21 protein-coding genes and 1 tRNA gene are annotated in these 22,260 nt (G+C 63.5%); 7 read left to right on the top strand and 15 right to left on the bottom strand.

The window, feature by feature from the left end; translation table 11 throughout:
- Positions 1-10: 10 nt before the first annotated feature.
- Positions 11-997, bottom strand: coding sequence for a bile acid:sodium symporter family protein (locus RUH75_RS01845; protein ID WP_313801607.1), 987 nt, complete (start codon positions 995-997; stop codon positions 11-13).
- Between the two features lie 94 nt (positions 998-1,091).
- Here RUH75_RS01845 and RUH75_RS01840 point away from each other — a divergent pair, with 94 nt between their 5' ends.
- Positions 1,092-1,847 carry an enoyl-CoA hydratase-related protein gene (locus RUH75_RS01840; protein ID WP_313801605.1) on the top strand — a complete coding sequence of 252 codons (756 nt, stop codon included), beginning with the start codon at positions 1,092-1,094 and terminating at the stop codon, positions 1,845-1,847.
- Here the strand turns inward: RUH75_RS01840 and RUH75_RS01835 are convergent, their stop codons facing one another.
- The 3 genes from RUH75_RS01835 to RUH75_RS01825 form a co-directional block, all read right to left on the bottom strand.
- Positions 1,848-2,747 (bottom strand): DMT family transporter, encoded by a 900-nt coding sequence (locus tag RUH75_RS01835; RefSeq protein WP_313801603.1) that lies wholly within the window; start codon positions 2,745-2,747, stop codon positions 1,848-1,850.
- A gap of 68 nt (positions 2,748-2,815) precedes the next feature.
- Complete coding sequence (locus tag RUH75_RS01830) at positions 2,816-3,130, bottom strand: hypothetical protein (RefSeq protein ID WP_313801601.1); 315 nt, start codon at positions 3,128-3,130, stop codon at positions 2,816-2,818.
- 71 nt (positions 3,131-3,201) lie between these two features.
- Complete coding sequence (locus tag RUH75_RS01825; protein WP_313801837.1) at positions 3,202-3,723, bottom strand: MarR family transcriptional regulator; 522 nt, start codon at positions 3,721-3,723, stop codon at positions 3,202-3,204.
- A 129-nt stretch (positions 3,724-3,852) separates the two neighbouring features.
- Between RUH75_RS01825 and RUH75_RS01820 the strand changes: the two genes are divergently transcribed.
- Both RUH75_RS01820 and RUH75_RS01815 read left to right on the top strand, forming a co-directional pair.
- Positions 3,853-3,927, top strand: a tRNA-Gln gene (locus RUH75_RS01820).
- Between the two features lie 162 nt (positions 3,928-4,089).
- Complete coding sequence (locus RUH75_RS01815; RefSeq protein WP_313801599.1) at positions 4,090-5,379, top strand: tyrosine-type recombinase/integrase; 1,290 nt, start codon at positions 4,090-4,092, stop codon at positions 5,377-5,379.
- 689 nt (positions 5,380-6,068) lie between these two features.
- On the opposite strand, the gene RUH75_RS01810 is transcribed toward RUH75_RS01815, so the two are convergent.
- Positions 6,069-6,422, bottom strand: a complete 354-nt coding sequence (locus tag RUH75_RS01810) for a DUF3303 family protein (protein WP_313801597.1) — start codon at positions 6,420-6,422, stop codon at positions 6,069-6,071.
- Positions 6,423-6,795: 373 nt separating this feature from the next.
- Between RUH75_RS01810 and RUH75_RS01805 the strand changes: the two genes are divergently transcribed.
- Positions 6,796-8,379 (top strand): long-chain fatty acid--CoA ligase, encoded by a 1,584-nt coding sequence (locus RUH75_RS01805; protein ID WP_313801595.1) that lies wholly within the window; start codon positions 6,796-6,798, stop codon positions 8,377-8,379.
- 163 nt (positions 8,380-8,542) lie between these two features.
- Here RUH75_RS01805 and RUH75_RS01800 read toward each other — a convergent pair whose 3' ends face one another.
- From RUH75_RS01800 to RUH75_RS01770, 7 genes are all read right to left on the bottom strand, one after another.
- Positions 8,543-9,763: a pyrophosphate--fructose-6-phosphate 1-phosphotransferase gene (locus tag RUH75_RS01800; protein WP_313801593.1), complete on the bottom strand. Its 1,221-nt coding sequence runs from the start codon at positions 9,761-9,763 to the stop codon at positions 8,543-8,545.
- 321 nt (positions 9,764-10,084) lie between these two features.
- Positions 10,085-11,509, bottom strand: a complete 1,425-nt coding sequence (locus RUH75_RS01795) for an efflux transporter outer membrane subunit (RefSeq protein WP_313801591.1) — start codon at positions 11,507-11,509, stop codon at positions 10,085-10,087.
- A complete protein-coding gene (locus RUH75_RS01790; protein ID WP_313801589.1) occupies positions 11,506-13,110 on the bottom strand; it encodes a DHA2 family efflux MFS transporter permease subunit in 1,605 nt (534 codons plus the stop codon). The genes RUH75_RS01795 and RUH75_RS01790 overlap by 4 nt, the downstream gene beginning before the upstream one ends.
- On the bottom strand, positions 13,107-14,141 hold the full coding sequence (locus RUH75_RS01785; RefSeq protein ID WP_313801587.1) for an HlyD family secretion protein: 1,035 nt from the start codon (positions 14,139-14,141) through the stop codon (positions 13,107-13,109). Before RUH75_RS01785 ends, RUH75_RS01790 begins: the two co-directional genes overlap by 4 nt.
- Positions 14,142-14,233: 92 nt before the next feature.
- The gene (locus tag RUH75_RS01780) at positions 14,234-14,698 is read right to left on the bottom strand and encodes a carboxymuconolactone decarboxylase family protein (protein WP_313801585.1); all 465 of its coding nucleotides are present in this window, start codon (positions 14,696-14,698) and stop codon (positions 14,234-14,236) included.
- Between the two features lie 40 nt (positions 14,699-14,738).
- Positions 14,739-15,149 carry a hypothetical protein gene (locus RUH75_RS01775; RefSeq protein WP_313801583.1) on the bottom strand — a complete coding sequence of 137 codons (411 nt, stop codon included), beginning with the start codon at positions 15,147-15,149 and terminating at the stop codon, positions 14,739-14,741.
- A gap of 29 nt (positions 15,150-15,178) precedes the next feature.
- Positions 15,179-15,940, bottom strand: a complete 762-nt coding sequence (locus tag RUH75_RS01770; RefSeq protein WP_313801582.1) for an SDR family oxidoreductase — start codon at positions 15,938-15,940, stop codon at positions 15,179-15,181.
- A 239-nt stretch (positions 15,941-16,179) separates the two neighbouring features.
- Here RUH75_RS01770 and RUH75_RS01765 point away from each other — a divergent pair, with 239 nt between their 5' ends.
- Entirely contained in the window at positions 16,180-16,779 is a 600-nt protein-coding gene (locus RUH75_RS01765; RefSeq protein ID WP_313801581.1) for a TMEM175 family protein, read from the top strand.
- A gap of 18 nt (positions 16,780-16,797) precedes the next feature.
- On the opposite strand, the gene RUH75_RS01760 is transcribed toward RUH75_RS01765, so the two are convergent.
- The 3 genes from RUH75_RS01760 to RUH75_RS01750 form a co-directional block, all read right to left on the bottom strand.
- Entirely contained in the window at positions 16,798-18,282 is a 1,485-nt protein-coding gene (locus RUH75_RS01760) for a sensor histidine kinase (RefSeq protein WP_313801579.1), read from the bottom strand.
- Positions 18,283-18,424: 142 nt separating this feature from the next.
- On the bottom strand, positions 18,425-18,775 hold the full coding sequence (locus RUH75_RS01755) for a response regulator transcription factor (protein ID WP_313801577.1): 351 nt from the start codon (positions 18,773-18,775) through the stop codon (positions 18,425-18,427).
- 107 nt (positions 18,776-18,882) lie between these two features.
- Positions 18,883-19,530 carry a response regulator transcription factor gene (locus tag RUH75_RS01750; protein WP_313801575.1) on the bottom strand — a complete coding sequence of 216 codons (648 nt, stop codon included), beginning with the start codon at positions 19,528-19,530 and terminating at the stop codon, positions 18,883-18,885.
- A gap of 303 nt (positions 19,531-19,833) precedes the next feature.
- On the opposite strand from RUH75_RS01750, the gene RUH75_RS01745 reads away from it, so the two are divergent.
- Together RUH75_RS01745 and RUH75_RS01740 are read left to right on the top strand one after the other, a co-directional pair.
- Positions 19,834-20,760 carry an MBL fold metallo-hydrolase gene (locus tag RUH75_RS01745; protein ID WP_313801573.1) on the top strand — a complete coding sequence of 309 codons (927 nt, stop codon included), beginning with the start codon at positions 19,834-19,836 and terminating at the stop codon, positions 20,758-20,760.
- Between the two features lie 188 nt (positions 20,761-20,948).
- Positions 20,949-21,983, top strand: a complete 1,035-nt coding sequence (locus tag RUH75_RS01740; protein WP_313801571.1) for an IS110 family transposase — start codon at positions 20,949-20,951, stop codon at positions 21,981-21,983.
- Positions 21,984-22,260 lie beyond the last annotated feature (277 nt).

Below are 22,260 nucleotides of genomic sequence, written 5' to 3'. Positions count from 1 at the left end.
GCGTGGTGATTCAGCCTGCCGTGGCCAGCCTGGACTCGTCCGCTGCTGCTCCGTACCGCCGGGCCAGCACTGCGCAAGCCATCAACTGGATCTGGTGGAACAGCATGAGCGGCAACAGCATGGGACCGACAGCGCTGGCCGGGAACAGCACGCCCGCGATCGGCACGCCCGATGCCAGGCTTTTCTTCGACCCGCAGAATTGCAGCACGATGGCATCCTCCCGCGCAAAGCCAAGCAACCGTCCCAGGCCCAGGGTGAAGAGCAGCACGAAGATCAACAGCGCGCTGCAGATCGCAGCCAGCAGCAGCAATTCGCCCCGCGACACCTTGTGCCATAGCCCTTCGACTACTGCGGCGCTGAAGGCGGAATAGACGACCAGCAGGATCGATCCGCGATCCACCCTGCCCAGCATCGCTTTGTGCCGGCTTGCAAAGCTGCCGATCCATGGCCGCGCCAGATGCCCCAGGGCAAAGGGCAGCAGCAATTGCAGCAATATATCCTCTATGGATGAGAGCGAAATCAGATGTCCCGTCCCGCTTCTGTCCATCATCAGCGCGACCAGCAGGGGGGTCAGCGCGATGCCCAGCAAGTTGGAAAAGGATGCGCTGACCACCGCGGCGGCGACATTGCCCCGCGCGATCGCGGTAAAGGCGATGGAGGATTGCACGGTCGATGGCAGCAACGTCAGAAACAGCAGTCCCGCGCGCATCGATAGTGGAATCGCCGTGACCTGCTGCGTCAGCAGGCCGATCAGCGGGAATAGCACAAAGGTCGTTCCCAATGTCGCGAGATGCAGTTTCCAGGCCTTCGTCCCGCTCCAGATCGCATCGCGCGACAGCTTCGCGCCGTGCAGGAAGAAGAGCAACACGATACCCGCATCGGCTGCCGCCCCGGCTATCCTGGCGCCCTGGCCATGGGCAGGCAGGAAGGACGCGAGCGCCACCGTGCAGATGAGCAACAGCAGGAACGGGTCGAAAATGTCGCGAAGGCGTTGCATGGCTCGCCTTTAGGCGGGACGGGTCGAAAAGGATAGACGCGCACCCCTCTATCGGCAATCACAGGGGGCAATCAGCATAAGGGAGAATCCGGTCGTGAGCGAAGGGATTGCCATCGTCGAACATCAGGGCGTCATCGAAATCCATATCGACCGGCCGGACAAGAAGAACGCGCTGACTGCCGCGATGTACCGTGCCATGACGGCCGCGCTGGCCGATGCGTCGGCGCGGGCAGAGATCGGCGTGGTGCTCTTTGCCGGGAAAGGCGACGCCTTTTGCGCGGGCAACGACCTTAAGGATTTCATGGCGGGGCCGCAGGGCGGGGAGGCGGCCTTCGCCTTCATCCGCGCCATCGCCGCCTTCGACAAGCCGATCGTCGCGGCTGTCCAGGGGCTGGCCGTGGGGGTCGGCACGACCATGTTGTTCCATTGCGATCTGGTCTATGCGACGCCCGACGCGCGTTTCATCATGCCTTTCGTCAATCTGGGAATCGTGCCGGAAGCGGGATCGAGCCTACTTGCGCCTGCTACTCTGGGGCATGCCAAGGCGGCATCGATGCTGCTGCTGGGCGAGCCGATGGATGCGGACACGGCGGATCGCGCGGGCCTTGTCACCGCAATCGTCCCGGCCGCTGCCCTATTGGACCACGCCCGCCAAAAGGCGGCCCTGTTGATGACCAGGCCGCCGCAAGCGCTCGCCGCGACGCGCCGGTTGATGAAGGGCGATCCGGCCGCGTTGATGCAGAGAATCGAAGAGGAAGCGCGGCTGTTCCGGGAAGCCTTGCAATCCGCCGAGGCGCAGGAGGCCTTTGCCGCCTTTTTCGAAAAGCGTCCGCCGGTATTCCGGCGGTGATCAGGGCGCGCGGTTCCTCTCGAACCGGACCTCGCTGGCGATCACGGCTGCGACCACCAGCGCGCCGCCCAGCAGGGCGGTCGCCGGCAGGCGGTCGCCCGCGATCCAGCCGATAAGGCCCGCCCAGACGGGTTCGCCCGCGTAAATCAGCGTCGCGCGGGTCGCGGACACGCTCTGCTGCGCCCAGTTCATCACGAACTGGATCAAGGCCGTCATCAATCCCAGGCCGCAGGCGGACAGCATCACCGTCCAGGAAAAGGGCGGAATCGCTTCGCCCGCCGGGATCATGCAGGCAAAGGCGAGGATGGATGTCACCGCCAGCTGGATGAACGTTACCCGCGCCACGTTGACGCGGCCGGCCCACAGGCTGATGAAGATGATCTCCAGCGCGATGGCGAGCGTGCTGATCAGCGTCAACGCCTCGCCCCGGCCCAGCGACAGCCCGTCCTTCGGCGCGGCGATCAGCAGCAGTCCGATGAACGCTAGCACTACGCCCACCCAGCTTGCCAGCCGGGGCCGTCTGCGCAGGATGATCCATTGCAGAATGGGAACCAGCGGCACATAGGCCGCGGTGATGAAAGCAGAAGTGCTGCTGGGGATGCTTTGCAATCCCCATGTCTGCAAGGAATAACCGGCAAAAATGCCAAGTCCGATCGTCGTGCCCGCCAGCCACTCGCGCCGGGTGACGTCGCGCAGGACGGGCATTGCGAGCGGAAGCGCCATCAGCGCGGCGGTGCCGAAGCGCAGTCCGACAAAGAATAGCGGCCCGCTGTGGCGCATCGCCTGATGGACGATCAGGAAGGTCCCGCCCCAGAGCAGCGTGATGGCCATCAGCGCCAGCTCGGGGCGGCCGATCATCAGCCGGGGCGGGAAGGGCGTTTCAGAGGCGGCACGATGCATGCCGTCGTTGGTGCTGTCGATGACCGTTCACGTCAAGCGCCCACGCCGTGCAAGGTCGGGAACGGCATTCAGTCCTTGCTGATGTCGTTGCCCGCGCGTTCCATGGCCGTGCCGACGTCCTGCCTGGCGTCACGCGCCTCCCGTTCGGCATCGCGGGAGGCGTTGTCAATCGCCGCGCCCATCCGGTCAGAGCTTTCGTCTATCGCATTGCCTGCCTTGTCGAGCCCCTCGTCGATCCTGTCGCCCGCCTGGTCGACCGTGTTGCTCAGGTCGTTGCCGATGGCCGATCCGGCATTTTCCAGATTGTCGGCGGCCTTTTGTGAACAGGCCGAAGCGGTCAGGACGATCAGCATCGACATGGCGGCCAGAAATGAGTTGCGCATGGTGCACCCTTATTGCCATCAATGATGGCCTAATAAGCGCCGCTGCGGCGATAAGGTTGCCTGACGATATCTCAGCGGCCGCGCAGACCGAACACCATCGACCGGTCCTGATCGGGGATCAGGCCTTCCAGCACCCGCCAGAATCCTGTGACGGACCCTTGCCCCGCCTGGGCATAAGCGGCGGCCATTTTTTCCCGCAGGGCGCGGAACAGTTCAGCCTCCAGCGCGATCCCGGCCGGGCTCAGCCGCAGCAATTTCTGCCGCCGGTCGCTGGCGCCCTGACGGGTTTCGATATGGCCCTGTTCAATAAGATCGTTGAGCACCCGCCCCAGCGATTGCTTGGTGATCGCCAGCAGGCGCAACAGTTCCTTGACCGTCAGGTCAGGCTGGCGCGAAATGAAATAGAGTGCCCGATGATGGGCGCGGCCCAGCCCCTGCGCGGCCAGCCCCTCATCGATCGACCGGGTCAGGGCGGAATAACCGAAATAGAGCATTTCTATGCCCCGGCGAATCTCATCTTCCCGCAGAAACAGCGGAGAAGCCGGCGCGATTTGAGAGGGGGAGGTGGTCGGTGGAGAACTTTGAACGGACATGCCGGGCAATTCCAGGCTGAAGGGATGGGCGGGGTGCATATTGGCGTCTCGGGAAAATAATGACTAGGCTTTCCTTTCGTGCGGCACACGTTATATGGCGGTCCGCGCCGGCGATGTCCGGCCCGATGCTGGGGCGTAGCCAAGCGGTAAGGCAGCGGTTTTTGGTACCGCCATGCGCAGGTTCGAATCCTGCCGCCCCAGCCAGCCGAATCCTCTAGTTTCGGCCTGTATTCAGTGACTTATCGAAAATTCGCGACGACAGAGAGTTGGACCCGGTTGGCCTCATTTGGCCCGGATTTGACCCCTCTTTTATCGCGATTTTTATCGCGATTTTATCTGGATAGGGGCCGACCAGGATGTCGGACTATGAATCGCACCATCACGCTTACCCCTTCGCTCATCGACGGAATGGCGAAGGGTTCCCTGAATGATCCGCTCACCCCCGGGCTGGCAATCCAGATGCTCTCGCGCGGCAAGAAGGTCTGGAAATATATGCGCTGGGTTCCGGGCAAGCGGGGGTTCCTGCGACGAACGCTTGGCACCTATCCGGCTTTCAGCCTCCCTTCTGCGCGGGAGTGGGCGAACGAATTGAACGCCATGATCGATGCCGGTACCGATCCCCGGGATATCTGGCAGGAGCAGGAGCGCCGCGACACCATGACGGTGAACAGGGCGCATGTCTTATATATGAATGCGGTTCGGGAAGGGCGGGCCTCCCGGTCCAAGCGCAAGAACAAACCGCGGACGATATCGGACAAGATCGCCATATTCAGCCGCGATGTTGAACCCGAGCTGGGTAAAAAGATCATCTATGACATCACCGAGGACGACCTCATTGCGCTGGTGGAAAAGAAGGGAAAGACGGCAAAGGTTCGCGCCAACCGGCTCGCTGCGGAATTGAAGGTGTTCTTCGGCTGGGCAGCGTCCCTGCGGGGAAAAGAGGTCGGGCTGGAGGTCGATCCGGCCCGCCGCTTGGGCGATCTGCGCTTCCCCGAAACGCCACGGGCGCGGAAGCTCAGCCTGGATGAACTGTCATGGTTTCTTCGAGCGCTTGCCGAGGAACGGCGGGATTTCCGTCGTGGTATGCTCCTCTGGTTATTGACGGCGGCGCGCTTCTCCGAGGTCGTCTTTGCAAAAACTGCTGAGCTTCAGGATGGTGTCTGGACGATTCCGGCGGAGCGTTCCAAGAATGGACAGGCGCATCGGATCGCACTGGGCCCGTGGGGCCTTCGTCTGTTCCGTTCCAATTCGGAATGGCTTTTTCCGGCGGAAAAGGTGGAAGGGCCGCGGACGCAGGGTTGGTATGAGGCGAGGGATCGTGTCGTCGCCCGGATGGCGAAATTGGCCGGACGACCGATCGAGCGGTTTACGCCCCATGATTTTCGTCGGACGGCGCGATCCAATACGAAGCGCCTCAACATTGATTTCGAAACCGCCGAGGCGATGCTCAATCATCTGAAGACGGGGCTGGAGCGGACCTATGACCGCTATGATCTTGAAGAGGAGAAGCGTCGGTGGTTCGCGCGCTGGGAAAATGAGGTGTTGGCGATAGCGCGCCGGGCTGGCGTGCATGAGCAACTGGAAGGGGGCGATGCCGTTTCAGGTGCAGCGCGATCACCACAGGGCCCGGCTGTCGAGCCAGGCTTGCACCTCTGAAAGTCGGAACCGGGGGCAGCGGCGGTGTTTGCTGCTCCCGGTGCCCAATTCATATTCTCGGGGGAAATTTCCTAGACGGCGCGTACGCAGGCGGTCGATCTGGCGGCGTGAAAGGCGTGCAATCTCTGCGAAATCGCTCACGGTAATCAAACGATCGATTTGGTCAGGCAGCGGCTTTCGGGGCATAGGGCATTCCAAATTTTTGCTGCCCATCATTTTCCCACATTCAGATGATGTCACTGGTGCAAAACGGGCTAAATAGGCCCAAATTGATCCGTTGCCGCAAAGATGAAATCGCTTCGGTAGTCCCGGCGTAGGCGGTTGGCATGGGGACATTTGCGACAGTCGGGTTCTGGGGAACGAACTGAGAATCTAGACACTCGCGGCGGTACGCGGTGATGACCGCTGCCACCGACATTGCCGACCTTCGTGGCCCAGAATCCGCTCGTCGGAACCGGCTGTTCGTTCACGTGCGCAGCAGGTGGACCCGAATGACCGGGATTGATGGCGGCCTACGGTGCTGGGAACGGCGGCAACGTTGGGGAGAAGCCGCCGTATTGATTGTCCACCTCATTGCCACGATGCGCACCCGTGCGCCGGGCACATCCTCCGCATTCCTGGGCCAGTCTCTACGCCAGCAACTGTAGCGGCAACGATCAAGTCGCCCGGCTCTGCGCCGGCTTTGCCCATCAGAGCCGGGAGAGCGCTTTCTGGAGATCGTCCAGGTTCATGGCGGGAGACATTTCAAAAGAAGCGTTCAGCCCCATGAAGAAGGGCTCGGCCAACGCCGGAATGTCGGCAGGGGACGCCAGGTCAAAAATCGCGACCATTGTCCGCTTGCCGTTTAACGCAGTGAACCAGATTCCCTCCGGTTTGACCGCATCGGTGAAACCCCGGATGATTTCTGCCATGCTGCCGCCCTTGATCGCGCTGTTGGCCGCCTCGACGTCCATTTGAACTTGAAGGTACATGCGCATAATTGCCTCCATCCAGAAGTGCATCGCTTTGTAGACCATACCACAGGAATGCGACTTCTGCGCCATCGACGGGGGCACCGGAAGGCATCGGTTGAAATGTTGGCGCACGCGGATGCCTCCGAAACCTTCCCATGGCAAAGAGGCCCGATGGCTGGAAAGTTGGCGGTTCCGATCAGGCGGGTTTCAGCCTGGGATGCCGGTTAGTGGTCATTCCCAGGAGCCAGTTGCGCACAGACGCCTGCCGCCAACAAGTGCGCCATTACGGCCCCGAGTAGCGGTTCTTGAAAGCCGTCGTCCGTTCAGGTGCAATCTCGGGGAGCGTCCAGAGTTAGCTGACGGTTGTATGACCTCATCCGCTCCATCAGGACGTTTCACTCGCGGCAGATGCCGTGGGACCAAAATGGCGCTACACTCCCGCCGAAAAAGGAGAGGACCGGGGATGTTCGGAGCAATGCAGGACTGGCCGCTAAGGCTCGGCCGGCTGTTCGATCATGTGGCGCGCGAACATGGCACGCGCGAGATCGTCAGCTATCAGGCTGACGGCGGCACATGGCGGAGCAACTGGGCCGAGGCGGTGGCGGATGCGAGGCGCTTTGCCCAGGCACTGGAGCGGCTGGGTATCCGGCCCGGTGATCGCGTGGCGACGCTCGCGACCAACCATCTACGCCATCTGATCGCCTGGTTCGGGACGATCGGGATGGGCGGCGTGTTGCACACGATCAACCCGCGCCTGTTCGACGATCAGCTCGCCTATATCGCCAACCATGCCGAGGATCGTGTCCTGCTCTATGACCCGGCCTTCGCGCCGCTGGTCGAGCGGCTGAAGCCTCGGCTTGCGAGCATTGAGCATTATATTCCGCTCGACGATGCGTTCAATGCGCTGCTCGTGGCCGAGGATGGCGATTATCGCTGGGTTGAAGGTGACGAGCGCGCGCCCGCGATGCTTTGTTACACGAGTGGGACGACGGGCAATCCGAAGGGCGTACTCTACGAGCACCGCTCGACCCTGCTCCATATGATGGGACAGGTTCAGCCTGATGTCTTCAACTTCTCGGCGCGCACGGTGACTTTTCCGATCACGCCGATGTTTCACGCCAACGCCTGGGGCCTTCCCTTCGCGGCCGCTTCGGTTGGCGCCAAGCTTGTCCTGTCGATGGTCAATGATCCGTCCGTCCTCCATCGGCTGATGATAGAGGAGGCTGTCACCCATAGTTGCGCGGTGCCGACTATCTGGCTTGCGATGCTCCAACATATCGAACGCGAAGGCGGGGATTTCGGCAAGCTCGCGATGATTTCCTGTGGCGGATCGGCCGCGCCGCGCGCGATGATCGCTGAATATCTCGACCGGAACATCCAGTTCGCCCATCTCTGGGGCATGACCGAGCTCTCGCCGATCGGCACGGTCTGCGCGCTGCCGGCGGATTGGGACGAGCGCGACCGCGAGGCACGGCTGGATTTCGTCACCAAGCAGGGTCGCACACCCTTCGGCGTCGAGCTTCGGGTGGTGGACGAGGGAGGACGGGAGTTGCCGCGCGACGGCAGGGCTTCAGGCCGGCTCCAGGTGCGCGGACCCTGGACGGTCGATCGCTACTTCCAAGACGAGAAGGGCGTCTGCACCGATCCGGACGGCTGGTTCGATACGGGAGATGTCGCCGTTCTGCACCCTGACGGAATGCTCCAGCTCACCGACCGCGCCAAGGATGTGATCAAGTCGGGCGGCGAGTGGATCAGCTCGGTCGATCTCGAGAATGCCGCGATCGGCTGCGCGGGTGTTGCCGAGGCTGCGGCGATCGGGGTGTCACATCCCAAATGGGACGAGCGGCCGTTGCTGCTTGTGGTTCGTAAGGTCGGTTCCGAAGTCGACGAGGAGGAAGTCCGCACCTATCTGAGCACCAAGGTTGCCAAATGGTGGTTGCCCGATGCCATCCTGTTCGTTGATACGCTTCCACATACGGGCACGGGCAAATTGCTCAAGACAGCGCTGCGGGAGCAATATCGGGATTATAAATTGCCCGACACCTGACTTGAACCACGCCGCTTTCCGGGCCCCAAGCGACTGCAAACGAAGACATTTCTGACGTTCGAGGGGCGTTTGCCGATTTCGGAAAGCTGCCGTTTATTCAGATTAGAAGAAATGACCACTTCCAGACGGCGCCCCGACGGCGCGGAACTTCAATCTCGTCGGGTCAAGCGGACACCAGGAGTAGGGCGCGAACTGCCTCTGGCCAGGCCTGGCCTAGGTCGCGCAGCAGGTCGGTGAACCATGGCACCGACACGTCGAACGCCTTCCCGCCCGCGATCCGCTCGAACTCGATCGCCCGAAACTCGCCACCCCGCTCCTCGTCGTGGCCCACCACCCCGGACTCACCCCGTAGCGCCGCGTCCACCGCGTATGTCGTGCAGTCCCGGATCAGTGCGAGGTCGGCGCCGTTCGCCGCGGCGGAGCGCGAGAAGTAGCCGCTCTTCTGAACCAGCACCTTGTCGGCGCCGAGCTTCGCGGCGAACTGCTTGGCAAACCACTGGCCCGGGTTGATCTTGTCGAGATGGACATGGCCGAACGGGTCGCGCGGCACGTCCTCGCCCGCTTCCTCCATCGCGGCGACGATCTCACGAACGCCTGCGCCTTCCGAGATGAAGAGGTTTACGCCATCCTGCTCATCCATGATCGGCCGTAGCCGCTTCGCCTCCTCGACGATGTCGATCGGCCGCTCCGGCACGAAGACGGCGTGGACGTCCCAGCGGGCGGCCGAGTTCTCCAGCCACTCTGCGAACTGGGCGCCCTGGACCCACTTGTGGTGCGCAAGCGCGGTGGCCGCAGCGAGCCACCCACAGTTGCGGCCCATCACTTCGTGGACGACGAGCATTCGCGGGTTCGATGAGTGCTCGGCGATAACGTTACGGGCGTACAGGGCGCCTTGCTCGGCGGCGGTCCACGCGCCGAGCGACTGCCGGATCGGCACAATGTCGTTGTCGATGGTCTTGGGCAGCCCGACCACCGTGAGCTGGTAGCCGTTGCTGCGCAGGTACGCCGCGAGATCGGCGTCGCCGCCGATCGTGTGCAGGACGTCTACACCGTCGCGGCTTAGCTGCTCGGCAGCCACGCGCAGGGGATCCTGCCCAGGCTGAACGAGACCTCGCTTGACGCAGTCATCGATATTGGTGAGCTTGACCCGGCTGTTGCCGATCGGGCTGCCCCCAAATGCGTGCAGCCGTCCGGCGGTCGCCCGTACCTCGTCGGTCACTTCTACGGAATCGCCGGTGAGCAGGCCGGCATACCCATTGCGGTAAGCGATGATCCGCACGTCCGGTGCGACCTCTGTGTACCGCTCGACCAAGCCGCCGACAGCGGAGGCAAGGCATGGCGCGAGGCCGCCTGCGGTGAGCATGGCAACCGTGGTGACGGGCATTCGCCCATTCTACCAACTCGTCAAAGTTGCTTCCAGCACAATCTCAGCTGATCCACTTGCGCGCGATCGGCTGTTCCCAGTGAATTCCGGTTAACGTCGACACGCTTCGTCGGGGTCGGAACGGTGCCTTTGCGGCCGAAAATGCGGAAGCAATCTTGAGCGCTTTCGGGACGTGATTGACGCTACAAAGGCCGGAACCGCCAACATAGCGGTCCTTCCCTGCCGGAAAGTGAATTTCCGAAAGCGGGCATTCGTTCATATTAATGCACCCTTATTGCTGCCGATGGAAATCATGGCCGCTAATGTCGAAGACACTCGTGCTCAGTTGGGGCTGGACCCTTCGAGAGTTTCCCAGCCGCCGCCCAATGCCTTGTAGAGCGTCGTCACCTGCTGTAATTCCGCAACAACAGCCTGAATGTTCAGGCGATCGGCGGCGCTGAACGATATCTGCGCCTGCAGCAGCGCGGTCAAGTCGTCCTCGCCCGCCCGGTACTTTCGCGTCGCCAAGCTTACTGCTTCGTCCGCCGTCGCCCGCGCTCCTTCGCGCTCTGCCCTCGTGCGGCCGGCGGAGGCGTATCTGTTGATCGCCGTCTCGCTATCGGAAAGTGCGCCCAGAACCGCGCGTTCGTAACGGGCCATGGCCGCATCGGATCGGGCGTCTGCCGCCCGGATCTGGGCTCGTATGCGCCCGCCAGAGAAGATCGGCCAGCGCAGCGCCGGCCCGAACTGGAAACGCAGGCTACCTGTCGAGAACAGGTCGCCCGGTTCACGTGCCTGCAAGCCGATACCGCCGAGCAGGGAGATGCGCGGGAACAGCTCGGCCGTGGCGACGCCGATATCGGCGGTCGATGCGGCAAGATCGCGTTCGGCCTGGCGAATGTCGGGGCGCCGGCGCAGCAGGTCCGAGCGAAGACCCGCGCTGACCTCGAAATTGGCCTGAGGCAGCGAACCCGGTTGCCGAAGCCGATCGTAGAGCTCTTCCGGGCGTTTGCCGAGCAGTAGCGCCAGGCGAAATGCCGCAGCCGCCGCATCGCCCTCATATCCGGGAATCGTCGCAGCGGTTGTACGAGCCTGCGCCTGCGCACGCACGAGGTCGAGACGGGACGCCAGTCCAACGCGCAGGCGGTCGGCGACGACGCGAGCGATCTCCTGCTGGGCATTCGTATCGGCGATGGCGTTCGCCCGCAGGTTTTGCGCCGCGCGCAGGTCGATATAGGTGCGCACGACCTCGGCAATGACCTGGATGACGACCGCGCGGCGCGCTTCTTCCGCCGACTGCGCGCGGGCTTGCGCGCCCTCGGTCGCTCGCCTCATGTGTCCCCAGAGATCGATCTCCCAGGACGCATCGAATCCGGCATCGTAGATATCGACATCCGGACCCAGGCCGGGCACGCGGCCGACGGGAAGCAGGCCGTTCTCGCTCAGCCGGTTGCGTGTCGCGGCGGCCGAGGCTGCTATCTGCGGAGCCCGCCCGCCCAGGACAGCGTCGCGATTGGCGCGGGCCTCGCGCAGCCGCGCCGTGGCTTCCTCCAGATCCTTGTTGCCGGTGATGGCCGACGCCACCAGTTCGGTGAGCAGGGGATCCCCGAACCTGGTCCACCAGGCGGCATCGACTTCAGCGGTGCTGACCGGTGCGATCCAGGTCTCGCCCGCGGATGCAGCCGGAGGGCGATAATCGGGACCGACCGTGCAGCCCGGCAGGCCGAGGGCGAGCGGCAGAACGAGGAGAAAGGCTTTGGTCGTCATGATGCTGCCCTTGCATTGGCGGCCTCGCGCCGCTTGGCCATGCGAGCGAGCGCGATCTTGAAGCCGACCAGCATCGGCGCGGCGACGACGAAGAGCAGAGCGACGATGCTGAACGCGGTATCGAACGCGATCACGGTCGCCTGGCCATAAACCGCGCGGCCGAGCATACTCGCCGCGACTTTCGCTGCGCTTCCGGCGTCTATGCCTCTTCCCACGAGGAGAGCCGTGGTTGCGGCCAGCCGCTCGGCGATGGCGGGCGATCCGGTGGCGAGCGTGGCGCTCAGTACGGTCTGGTTGATGACCATCTGGTGATCGATGATGGTCTGTAGACCTGCCACGCCCATCTGCCCGCCGAGTTGCCGGCCGATGTTGAAGATGGCGATGCCGAAAGCGAGGTTGGCCGAGGTTAGCCGCATGAACGCGATCAGGGTGATCGACAGGAAGAGAAAACCGAGCCCCAGTCCGCGCAAGAGGAGCGCGGGCATCATATCGCCGGTGCCGCTCTCCCCGCTCGACCAGGACAGCATCCACATCGCGGCCATGATCATCACGATGCCGAACGGAACGGTCGCGATCGGGGGCATCTGCCGCGCCTGCATCAGGAAAGCGGCGAGCAGCAATGAGCCGATGAACAGGACCCCGCTCGGCAGCAGGAGTAGCCCGGCATCGGTCGGCGTGAAGCCGAGAACCGAAACGGCGAACGCCGGGATCAGGAACGCGCTGCCGAACAGCGCGATGCCGGCGATGAAGCTGACCGCGAAGGCGAAGGTGAAGTCGTCGCTTTTAAACACCGTCAGATCGAACAGGGCACGAGGCGCCGCCATTCGCTGGCGGATCACGAACAGGACGAGGCTCACGCCTGCAACCAGGCTCAGCCAGACGATCCGGCTGGCCTCGAACCAGTCCCATCGACTGCCTTGGCTCAGGACATAGGCGGCACTAAACAGCGCCGTGCCGAGCAGCGCGAACCCCGGCCAGTCGAAAGGTCGAGCCTCGCTCGGAAGCGGCGGAAGCGTATCGTCCATCAGCAGGAGTCCGGCCGCCGCGAGCGAGACGGGTAGGACAGCGAAGAAGATCCAGGTCCAGGATTGGCTGTCGAGCAGCCAGCCCTGCAGCGCCGGCGCGATCGTGGCGGGAGCGACCACCGAGCCCATTGCGAAAATGGCCTGCAGCAGGGGCTGGCGGGACGGCGGATAGGACCAGAAGAGGATGGCCTGCCCGCTGACCAGCAAAATGGCTCCGGCCAAGCCCTGCACGGCGCGCAGGACAATCAGGACATCGAGCCGGCTCGTGACCGCAGCGGCGCCGCAAGCCGCGCCCATCGCCAGTGTCGCCGCCAGGAGGGCCGTTCGCGGCGGAACCCGCGTCAGCAGCCAGGGCGTGAAGGCAAAGCCGATCAGCTTCAGTGTTGTGTAACAGACGTCGAGCCAGGCGAACTCGTCGGGCGTGGCGTAACTATCGCCCATGATGTCGCCCCGGCCGAGCGACAGGACCGTGCTCGCAATCGCCTCGGTCAGGCTCGCGAGGACGATGCCGCCGACGGGCAACCAGCCGAAAGCGCGCGCATTACCGCTGACAGGCGTGGCGACTGCGGCGGTCACGATCCGCTGTCCCGTTCGATCTCGACCCGTGCGGACAGCCCAGGGACGAGATGGCCCACCAGCGGATTGCGCCGGAGACGTATCCTGACGGGAACGCGTTGCACCACTCGCACGAAGTTTCCGGTCGCGTTGTCTACGGGAATCAGGCTGAACGCCGAGCCGCTGCCCGGGGCGAAGCTGTCGACTACCCCGTCGAGGGCTACATCGGGATAGCCATCGACCCTGATGCGGGCCGGCTGGCCGGGGCGGATGCGCGCAAGTTGCGTTTCCTTGAAGTTCGCAACGACGAACAGATCGGCGACCGGAACGATATCGAGCAATTGCGCGCCCGGAGCGACCAGCCGGCCCACACGAACTTGACGGTTGCCGACGACGCCGGAGATGGGCGCCCGCACCACCGTGTTCTCCAGATCGATCCGGGCAAGGTCGCGCGCGGCTTCGGCCTGCGCCAGGGCAGCCACGGCGGCTTCACGTTGCGTGCCGAGAACGCCGATCTTTTGCCGTTGCGCCTCGACCGTTGCTGACGAAGCCGATGCGCCTGCTTCGGTGCGGGCTCGGCCGGCATCGCTTTCGTCCACCAAGGCCCGGCTGACGCCGCCGCCTTCGACGAGTTCACGCCGCCGCTCGCTGGTCTTGCGTGCCAGAATCTGGTCGGCGAAGGCGGCGCGACGCTGCGCTTCCGCCTGCCGCACCAATGTGCGCTGGAGCCCGATTTCCGACGCGGTGCTCGCGAGACGCGCCTGCGCGGCACTCACATTGGCCTCGGCCTGGGCCAGCCTCGCGCGATAGTCGCGATCGTCGATGCGGAACAGCACGTCGCCCGCCCGCACGGCCTGGTTGTCCTGTACCTCGACCGACGTCACATATCCGCCGACCTTCGGCGCCAGCGAGGTGATATCGCCCCGCACATAGGCGTTGTCCGTCGATGCCGCGCCGTTCGATCCGGCCCAGGCCCAGGCGGCGACCAGAAGAAGCAGGGCCGCGAGACAAAGCAGCGCACCGAGCAGCTTCTTCCTGCTGACGCGCCTCATGGCGTCTCTGGAGATGAACTTTAGCAATGACGACCTCCGATAGAGGGGAAGCGGCGCCGTCAGGGACGGAGCAACCTCACAGACAGGTGACCTCAGGCGGCGACGGCCGCCCGTGCCTCGACCGGATGGACGGCGCGCAGGCCGACCTGCACGCGGTTCCAGAGGTTGATCGTGCCGATCACCAGCGTGAGATTGGCGATCTCGGTCTCGTCGAACTGCTCTTTCAGGAGCTCGTAGTCCGCATCGGGCGCACCGGTTTGGGCAATGTTGGTGAGTGCCTCGGTCCAGCCGAGCGCAGCCCGTTCGCGGTCGCTGAACGCGGGCGAATGGTGCCACGCGTCGAGCAGATGAAGGCGCATTTCGTTTTCGCCATGCTTCACCGCCTCCTTGACGTGCATGTGAATGCAGAAGGCGCAGCCGTTGATCTGCGAAGCGCGCAGGCGCACCAGTTCGAGCAGTGCATGCTCGAGGCCGCTCTTGTCGATGATGGTTTCCACCGCGACCAGGGCCTTGGTGCCTTCGGAAGCGGTCTGAAAGATATTCATGCGGGGGGTCATGGAGTTTCTCCTTTGGGGGCGTTGACGGGGATCGTGCCGGCTAGGCTTCCGATGGGACGCGCGGACGCCGGCAGGCCCACAACGTCAGGACGGTGCCGACGATCGCCGGCAGCGTGACGGCTGCGAAGTCGCGGACGAGTGCGGATGGTCCGCAAATGCCCACCGCGACTTCCCAGAAGTGGAACAGGGCGTGGCCCCAGAGCCAGAGCGTGGCCGCGGCCCAGAGCGCGAGGCGATGCTGCGGACGCGCGGCGCCGATCAGGAACGCGGTTCCGATGAACAGGAAGATGAGGCCGATGTCGCGCAAGAAGTGCTGGTTGAACGGTCCGGTTGTGGTGACGCCGGGCACGGCGAAGTACCAGTTCGCCGGCGAGATGAGCATGAACATGCCATTTGCTTCGGCCAGGAGGCCCAGCGTGACTGCGGTTCCGAGAATGAGCTTCCTTGCCATATTTCCGTCTCCGGTGCCGTTCGGTTCAATCAGCGCTGCGGTGGAGGCGGAACGTGGGCGATCCACCAGTCGAACCGTGTCGAGCCGAGATGGGGATTGGGCCCTGGAACAAGCGACCGGTCATCCAGCTTGACCCCGAAATAGCGCGCATCGGGATCGACGGTCACGGTCCGGGGATCCTTGTCGAACTTCAGGACCTCGCCGACGAGCTCGTCGATATGGAAGGGCTGAGGCCCGGCGATTTCGATCGTGCCGTTGACGGGTGCGCTCAGCGCCGCCTCGGCAACGGCGGTCGCGACGTCCTCGGCCGCCATCGGCTGGAACAGCGAATGCGACAGGCGCACCGACTGACCCTCGGTCGCGGACTGCGCGATGGCGCGGATGAATTCGAAGAACTGCGTCGCGTGCACCAGCGTATAGGGAACGGGTGAAGCCTTGATCAGCGTTTCCTGGGCCAGCTTCGCGCGGAAATAGCCGCTGTCCTGCAGCCGCTCGGTGCCGACCACTGAAAGCGCGACATGGCGCCGTACACCGGCGGCGACTTCGGCCGCGGTGAGATTGCGACCGGCGGTCTGGAAAAAATCCAGCGCGGCCTGGTCCTCGAAGGACGGTGAGTTCGCGACGTCAACGACCACCTCTGCGCCGGCCAGTGCTTCGGCCAGCCCCTCGCCGGTGATGGTATTGACGCCCGTGTTGGGGGCCGCCGCGATCGCTTCGTGACCCTTCTGCCTGAGCTTCTCCACGACCTTCGACCCGATCAGGCCGGTTCCGCCGATGACTACGATCTTCATGCTTCACCTCGTTTCTGGCCATCGCGTGTTCGGCGCTCCGGCTGGTTGGTGACGGCCTGAAGATCGCGCAGTTCGACAGGTGGAGGTATCGTGCGGACGGATACGCAATGTTCGCCAAACGGCGGCTGACCCTATCCTTAGGGTTGGGCCGACACCCGCCATCGGGCAGCTATCGGCGCTGCGCCATTGCCGCCACATTCGGTTCGGGATCTCGACGCCACAGGGAAAAGAGGCGAGCAATGGGAACGAACCGGCTTGAGGCGTTCAGCGACGGCGTGCTCGCGATCATCATCACCATCATGGTGCTGGAACTGAAGGTGCCGCATGGCGATGCCAGTCTGAATGCGCTGCTGGCGCTCTGGCCGATATTCTTCAGTTATGTCCTCAGTTTCATTTATGTCGGGATCTACTGGAACAACCATCATCACATGCTGCAGGCGAGTGGAAAGGTTGCCGGCAGCGTATTGTGGGCCAATTTGCACCTGCTGTTCTGGCTTTCGCTGTTGCCCTTCACGACCGGATGGATGGGTGAGAACGATTTCGGGCGATGGCCGACGGTGCTTTACGGCATAAACCTGCTGTGCTGCGCGCTCGCTTATCTCGTCCTGCAACGTTGCATCATCGCGGTGAACGGCAAGGACAGCGCCCTTGCGCGCGCGATCGGCCTGGATCTGAAGGGAAAAGCTTCGGCTCCGCTATACCTGCTTGGGATCGGGAGTGCCTGGCTGATTGCGCCATGGGTCGGAATCGCCTTCTTCGCAGGAACCGCTGCAACCTGGCTGATCCCCGACAGGCGTATCGAGCGGACGTTGATGGGGGACGGGCCGGAGCGCGTGTAAGCTGCAGATAAGCGGGCGTCAGGTCTCGGCCGCGGCCGGAAGGGAGAACTGGAATAATGCGCCGCCGTCCGAATGGTTGGATGCGGTGATGCTGCCGCCATGGGCGATGATGAGCGACTGGCAGATCGCAAGGCCGATGCCAATCCCATCGTCCTTGGTGGTGAAGAATCCCTCGAACACCCGATCGAGATTCTCCGGCGCAATGCCTGGTCCATTGTCGCGGATCGATATCACGAAAGCCTCATGACCGTCGGCGCGGGTCCGTAGTTCGATCCGGCCCTTCGGACCGGCCTGAGCGATTGCCTGAATGCTGTTGAGCAGCAGGTTGACGATCACCTGCTGCAGCTGAACCTTGTCGCCAAGCAGCGGAAGGCAGGGTTCGCGCTCGACCAGCAGCGTGATCGAGCGGCTGTCGATATCATGGCGAGTGAACAGAAGCGCTTCGTCGATCACCTCGTTGATGTCGACGGGCAGGCGTTCGGGCGCGTGCCGCACCGCCATGGCACGGATGCGCTGGACGATTTCATGGGCGCGGTGGGCGCTGTCCGCGATCCGCCTGGTCAACTGTTCGATTTTCGGCAGGTTGGGATCGTCGCGCGACAGCCAGCGCAGGCTCGTCTCGGCATTGGTGACGATGGCGGAAAGCGGTTGGTTGACCTCATGCGCGATCGAGGTCGCGAGTTCGCCCAGGGTCGAGATCCGGGCCGCCCGGGCGTGATCGGCCTGCAGCCGGCGCAGTTGCGTTTCAGTGCTCAGCCGGTCGGTCACGTCCTCGAAGCTGAGCAAGGTCACGTCGAGCCGCTCCGGCGCGGTCGGAAAGGTCGCCGAAAGCTGGACGTCACGGACTTCGCCGTCGAACCTTTGCAGCTTCATCAATTCGGAATAGCTGCGCCGGCCCTCGAAATGGGCAATGGTCAATCGGTGCGGGGTGGTCGGGGAGGCTGCGAACAGGTAGCCGATCGGACCGATCAGAGCTTCGGTGTCCGGGGCGGCGAACAGCTTGACTGCGTCGCGGTTGGCGCCGGTCACACTCACGATTTTGCGGGCCTGCTGGACCAGCGCCGGATTAGCGGCGAGATAACTCGCAATGTCGGTGACTCCGTCGCGGCGGAGCGCCGCAAAGACCGGATCCATTGGCGTCGCGTCGACCTGCACCAAGGCGTAGGGCAGGTGTTGGATGAGGCGCTGGTATCGCTCCTCGCTGGCCCTGAGAGACCAGCGCGAGCGGTGGTCGTGGATGATGCCGCGGACGGTGACTTCGACGATGTCGGTCACATCCGGCTTGAGCCGGACGGTCATTCCGGCGTCCGACAGCATCAGCGAGGTGATCCCATGCGAGCGCGGGCGATGCTCCGGTTGGTCGTTCACCAGGGCGACGAGCAGTTCGGCGAGCACCGCCTGGCTTTCGGTCGGCCAGAACCGGCCGACGGATTCGCCGACCATCGCGTCGCGGCCGCCAAAGGGGCCGACGAGATAGGCTGCGACAGCGTTGACGTCGTGCACGCGGATTCCCGCGATCAATTGTTCCGCCAGTTCCCGCTCGATTGGTTCTTCTGCGGGCAGGGCCTCGATCAGCGCGCGAACCGCTGACATGTCGAACTCCCACCAGGCCATGGAGGCCCCAGGCGTCGGGATGTTGGCCGCCTCAGTCATCATCGCGGCCGAGCGCTGCGTGTATCTGATGCAAGAGGCATTCGTCGCTGATCGGCTTGGTCAGATAGGCAAATGCGCCTCCCTCGCGTGCCCGAGCCAGCGTCGGTGCGTCCGATGCCGAGGTGACGAAAATTACCGGGATAGAGGAACCCAGCGCGCGCAGCCTCGTCTGCAACTCGATACCGTCGATGCCGGGCATTCTGATGTCGGTGACGAGCAGATCGAAAGGCGTGGCTACATATTCCGCCAGAAAGGCGTCAGCGCCGTCAAAAGCCCGTGCCGAAAAGCCGGCTACGTCCAGCAGATCGAGCAGCGCCTCACGCATAGCCTCGTCATCGTCCACAATCGCAATAATGGGAGTATCCGACAAAGTAGGGCCTTTTCAAAGCTGACTGTATCCGCCGACCCAATGTCGAGCTTTTCAAGGCGGTTTGTAACCCATACGATGGTCTAGGTGGCCTGGTTACGCACCTCGGTCGGAAGTGCTTCCCAGGCGCGGATCAGTTTGCCAATCGAGGCCGCTTCCATCTTCTTCATCACGCTGCTGCGATGGAGCTTCACCGTGACCTCGCTGATGCCGAGGTCATAGGCGATCTGTTTGTTCAGCTTCCCCATCGCCACCGCGGAGAGGACCTGGCGTTCGCGTGGCGTCAGCGTCGCATAGTGATCCACATGCTTCTGTACGATCTGCGCCTGCGCGCGCTGCGCAAGATCCCGTTCAATCGCAGCGGTCACGGCATCGAGCAAATTCTGGTCGCGAAACGGCTTGGTGAGGAAATCGACGGCGCCTGCCTTCATTGCCTGGACCGACATCGGGATATCGCCGTGGCCGGTTAGGAAGACGATCGGCTTGGCGTTACCGATCGACGCCAGATGCTGCTGGAGGTCCAGACCGCTCCATCCGGGCATGCGGACATCGAGCACCAGGCAACCTGGCCGTTCGGGAAGCGCCGTTTCCATAAGCTCCCGTGTCGAACCGAAACCGGCCGCGTCGATTCCCACGGATAGCATCAGTTCCTCGATCGAAGTGCGAACCTCTGCGTCGTCGTCAACGATCACGACCAGTGGGGATCCGCTTTCGACGGGGGGAGTCGTCATGACAGAACTACCGATCACCGAAGGCGGTTTTGATGGAAAAGGCCTACCGGTTCGCCTCCATCAAGCCGGTACGCGCTCGTGCGACTCATATTAGCTGCTGTCGTTCGTTTGCGGTGAACATTTTTCGCCCGATCATTCAGCGTTTCGATGTACATGCCTGGGACAGATTGGTGATCCTATCTCAAAGTGCAGGTCCATCTGCTTCTTGGGTGGCAGGACCTAGCTGGCTGCACGATATCGGCGGCCCGGCAAACCGCGCGATCATGATCTCGCTACTAGAGGAGCAACCTTCAGGAGGTAGACATGAATCTGCACAGCATGAGATTGGACAAGGCCTCGCATCTGGGTGCACCGGAACCTGACGATCTGGTTCCGTCGCGCTACGCGCTGCGGGTGGGCGACATCGACATTCTGGTGATCAGCGATGGCGTGCTTCCCCTGCCGGCCGCGACTTTGGCCACCAACGCCGACCCGGCCGCCCTGGCGACCTGGCTTGAGGACAGGCTTCTGCCGCCGGACGTGTTCACATGGGCGCTGAACGTGGTCGTGGTGCGTAGCGGTGACCGGACGATACTGATCGACGCTGGCATAGGAGGTGAGTACCCGGAATTGCCGGCCGGACGGTTAGCCAAGCGCCTCGACGCCGCCGGCATCGATCCCGCATCCCTGACTGACGTGGTGCTTACCCACTTGCACATTGATCACGTTGGCGGGCTACTCGCCGACGGGCTGATGGGCCGGCTGCGGCCGGACGTGCCGGTCCACCTGGCGGCAGCCGAGGTCGAGTTCTGGAAATCGCCGGATTTCTCCCGCACCGCCATGCCGCCGCCGATGCCCGATATGATCCGGTCGGTCGCCGGGCGTTTCCTGGACGCGTACCGCAGCCAATTGCGACCGTTTGAGGAGGAGTATGAGGTGGCGCCGGGCGTGGTCGTTTCTCGCACTGGCGGCCACACCCCGGGGCACAGCATAGTTCGACTGGCATCCGGCGACGATCGCATGACGTTCCTTGGCGATGCAGTGTTCCCGGATCATTTCGACCGCCCCGATTGGTACAACGCTTTCGACCACGACCCCGAGGAGGCGGTTCGCGTCCGGATGCGTCTCTTGCGCGAGCTGGCGGCGACCGGCGACCCGCTGTTGGCCACGCACTTGTCGTTCCCATCCGTTGGCCGGGTGGCGATCGACGGCGATGTTTTTCGGTGGGCGCCATCCAACTGGGAATACTGACTGCTTAAGGGGATGAGTGGCGGAGCGGTACGCATGACACCGCCCCGCCACGCAAGTATTCAGCGAAGGGCTGGCTTATCGAGATAGACTTCGCCACTGCGCCGACCTGTTAGCTGATGGGGTGGACGCCCCCCGACGGCATCGATGTGCCAAAGTGGAGGTGTTGAACACCACTGAAGGAGGCGTCCGTGTCGGAAGTTACCACAATCGGTCTGGATATCGCTAAGCGTGTTTTTCATGCGTACGGCGCGGACGAGCGCGGTGCCATGGTGTTCAGCAGAAGGCTGACGCGAGGCAAGCTGCTGGATTTTTTCGCGGCCCAACCAAGGTGCGCTGTTGCATTGGAGGCCTGCGGCGGAGCGCATCACTGGGCTCGCGAGCTACAGGCGATGGGCCATGCCGTGCGGCTAATCCCACCAGCTTACGTCAAGCCATTCGTGAAGCGGCACAAGAATGATGCGATCGATGCGGAAGCGATCTGCGAGGCCGCACAGCGTCCCGGCATGCGCTTCGTGGCAGTAAAAACCGAGGCGCAGCAGGCGGCGGGGCTGGTGTTCCGTACCCGTGACCTGGCCGTGCGCCAGCGTACCCAGCTCGTCAACGCGATCCGCGGCCACTTGGCGGAGTATGGCTGGGTGGCACCGCGCGGAAAGGCGCACATGACGATGCTCGCAGACCTGATCGACGAGGATGAGATGACCTCAAGTCTGCCGGAAGCGGCGCTTCCGATGTTCAGGCTCATGATCGACCTGCTGGCTGAGCTCGACGGTCGCATCGCCACGCTTGACCGTGAAATTGCCAGGCGGTCCAAGGAAGATGAGGCAGCCCGCCGACTGATGACCATCCCAGGCATTGGGCCCATCGCAGCAACCGCGATCCTCGCGCTTGCCCCGCCGGTTGAGACCTTCCGCAAGAGCCGCGACTTCGCGGCCTGGCTCGGGCTCGCACCAAGACAGCATTCCACGGGCGGCAAGCAGCGGCTTGGCAGCATATCGAAGATGGGCGAGCGCACCATCAGGCGGCTGCTGATCATCGGCGGCAGTTCTATGGTGCGACAGGCGTGTCGCCGTGGTGCACCGGCGGGTTCATGGCTGGAGCAGATGCTCGCCCGCAAGCCGCGCATGCTGGTGTCGGTTGCCCTTGCCAACAAGATGGCGCGCATGGTCTGGGCACTGCTGACGAAAAACGAGGATTACAGGGCTCCGGCAGCGGTCGCGGCATAAGCCGAGGTCGAAGCCAGAGGCGTCGGGGAAGTAGGCGGTCGAAGGAGGGTATGGCACAACGGTCGGCGAGACGGGGCAGGAAGAACCAGTGAACGGCAGAGCGCTAGCCAAGCGCGCTTAGCTGAAATGGATCCGGTCCGCGAACTCCCATACTGGCCCGCAGCCCCAGCGCTGCACACTGAGGCCGGACAGATGGCAGCATCCGACTACATGCAATGTACCCCGATTTTCCGCTTGCATCCGAAGGGGCGTCCACAGATGACGCTCGCTCACGTGG

Origin of the sequence: Sphingobium sp. (assembly GCF_032153725.1) — a bacterium.
Classification (GTDB): domain Bacteria; phylum Pseudomonadota; class Alphaproteobacteria; order Sphingomonadales; family Sphingomonadaceae; genus Sphingobium.
The sequence above is the reverse complement of the archived record's forward strand: the minus strand, read 5'-3'. Positions and strand labels throughout refer to the sequence as shown.

Bases quoted from the DNA above. Each gene is read 5' to 3' on its own strand.
- RUH75_RS01845 (WP_313801607.1), bottom strand. From the start codon at position 997: ATGCAACGCCTTCGCGACATTTTCGACCCGTTCCTGCTGTTGCTCATC.
- RUH75_RS01835 (WP_313801603.1), bottom strand. From the start codon at position 2,747: ATGCATCGTGCCGCCTCTGAAACGCCCTTCCCGCCCCGGCTGATGATC.
- RUH75_RS01830 (WP_313801601.1), bottom strand. From the start codon at position 3,130: ATGCGCAACTCATTTCTGGCCGCCATGTCGATGCTGATCGTCCTGACC.
- RUH75_RS01825 (WP_313801837.1), bottom strand. From the start codon at position 3,723: ATGTCCGTTCAAAGTTCTCCACCGACCACCTCCCCCTCTCAAATCGCG.
- RUH75_RS01815 (WP_313801599.1), top strand. From the start codon at position 4,090: ATGAATCGCACCATCACGCTTACCCCTTCGCTCATCGACGGAATGGCG.
- RUH75_RS01810 (WP_313801597.1), bottom strand. From the start codon at position 6,422: ATGGCGCAGAAGTCGCATTCCTGTGGTATGGTCTACAAAGCGATGCAC.
- RUH75_RS01805 (WP_313801595.1), top strand. From the start codon at position 6,796: ATGTTCGGAGCAATGCAGGACTGGCCGCTAAGGCTCGGCCGGCTGTTC.
- RUH75_RS01800 (WP_313801593.1), bottom strand. From the start codon at position 9,763: ATGCCCGTCACCACGGTTGCCATGCTCACCGCAGGCGGCCTCGCGCCA.
- RUH75_RS01795 (WP_313801591.1), bottom strand. From the start codon at position 11,509: ATGACGACCAAAGCCTTTCTCCTCGTTCTGCCGCTCGCCCTCGGCCTG.
- RUH75_RS01785 (WP_313801587.1), bottom strand. From the start codon at position 14,141: ATGAGGCGCGTCAGCAGGAAGAAGCTGCTCGGTGCGCTGCTTTGTCTC.
- RUH75_RS01780 (WP_313801585.1), bottom strand. From the start codon at position 14,698: ATGACCCCCCGCATGAATATCTTTCAGACCGCTTCCGAAGGCACCAAG.
- RUH75_RS01775 (WP_313801583.1), bottom strand. From the start codon at position 15,149: ATGGCAAGGAAGCTCATTCTCGGAACCGCAGTCACGCTGGGCCTCCTG.
- RUH75_RS01770 (WP_313801582.1), bottom strand. From the start codon at position 15,940: ATGAAGATCGTAGTCATCGGCGGAACCGGCCTGATCGGGTCGAAGGTC.
- RUH75_RS01765 (WP_313801581.1), top strand. From the start codon at position 16,180: ATGGGAACGAACCGGCTTGAGGCGTTCAGCGACGGCGTGCTCGCGATC.
- RUH75_RS01750 (WP_313801575.1), bottom strand. From the start codon at position 19,530: ATGACGACTCCCCCCGTCGAAAGCGGATCCCCACTGGTCGTGATCGTT.
- RUH75_RS01745 (WP_313801573.1), top strand. From the start codon at position 19,834: ATGAATCTGCACAGCATGAGATTGGACAAGGCCTCGCATCTGGGTGCA.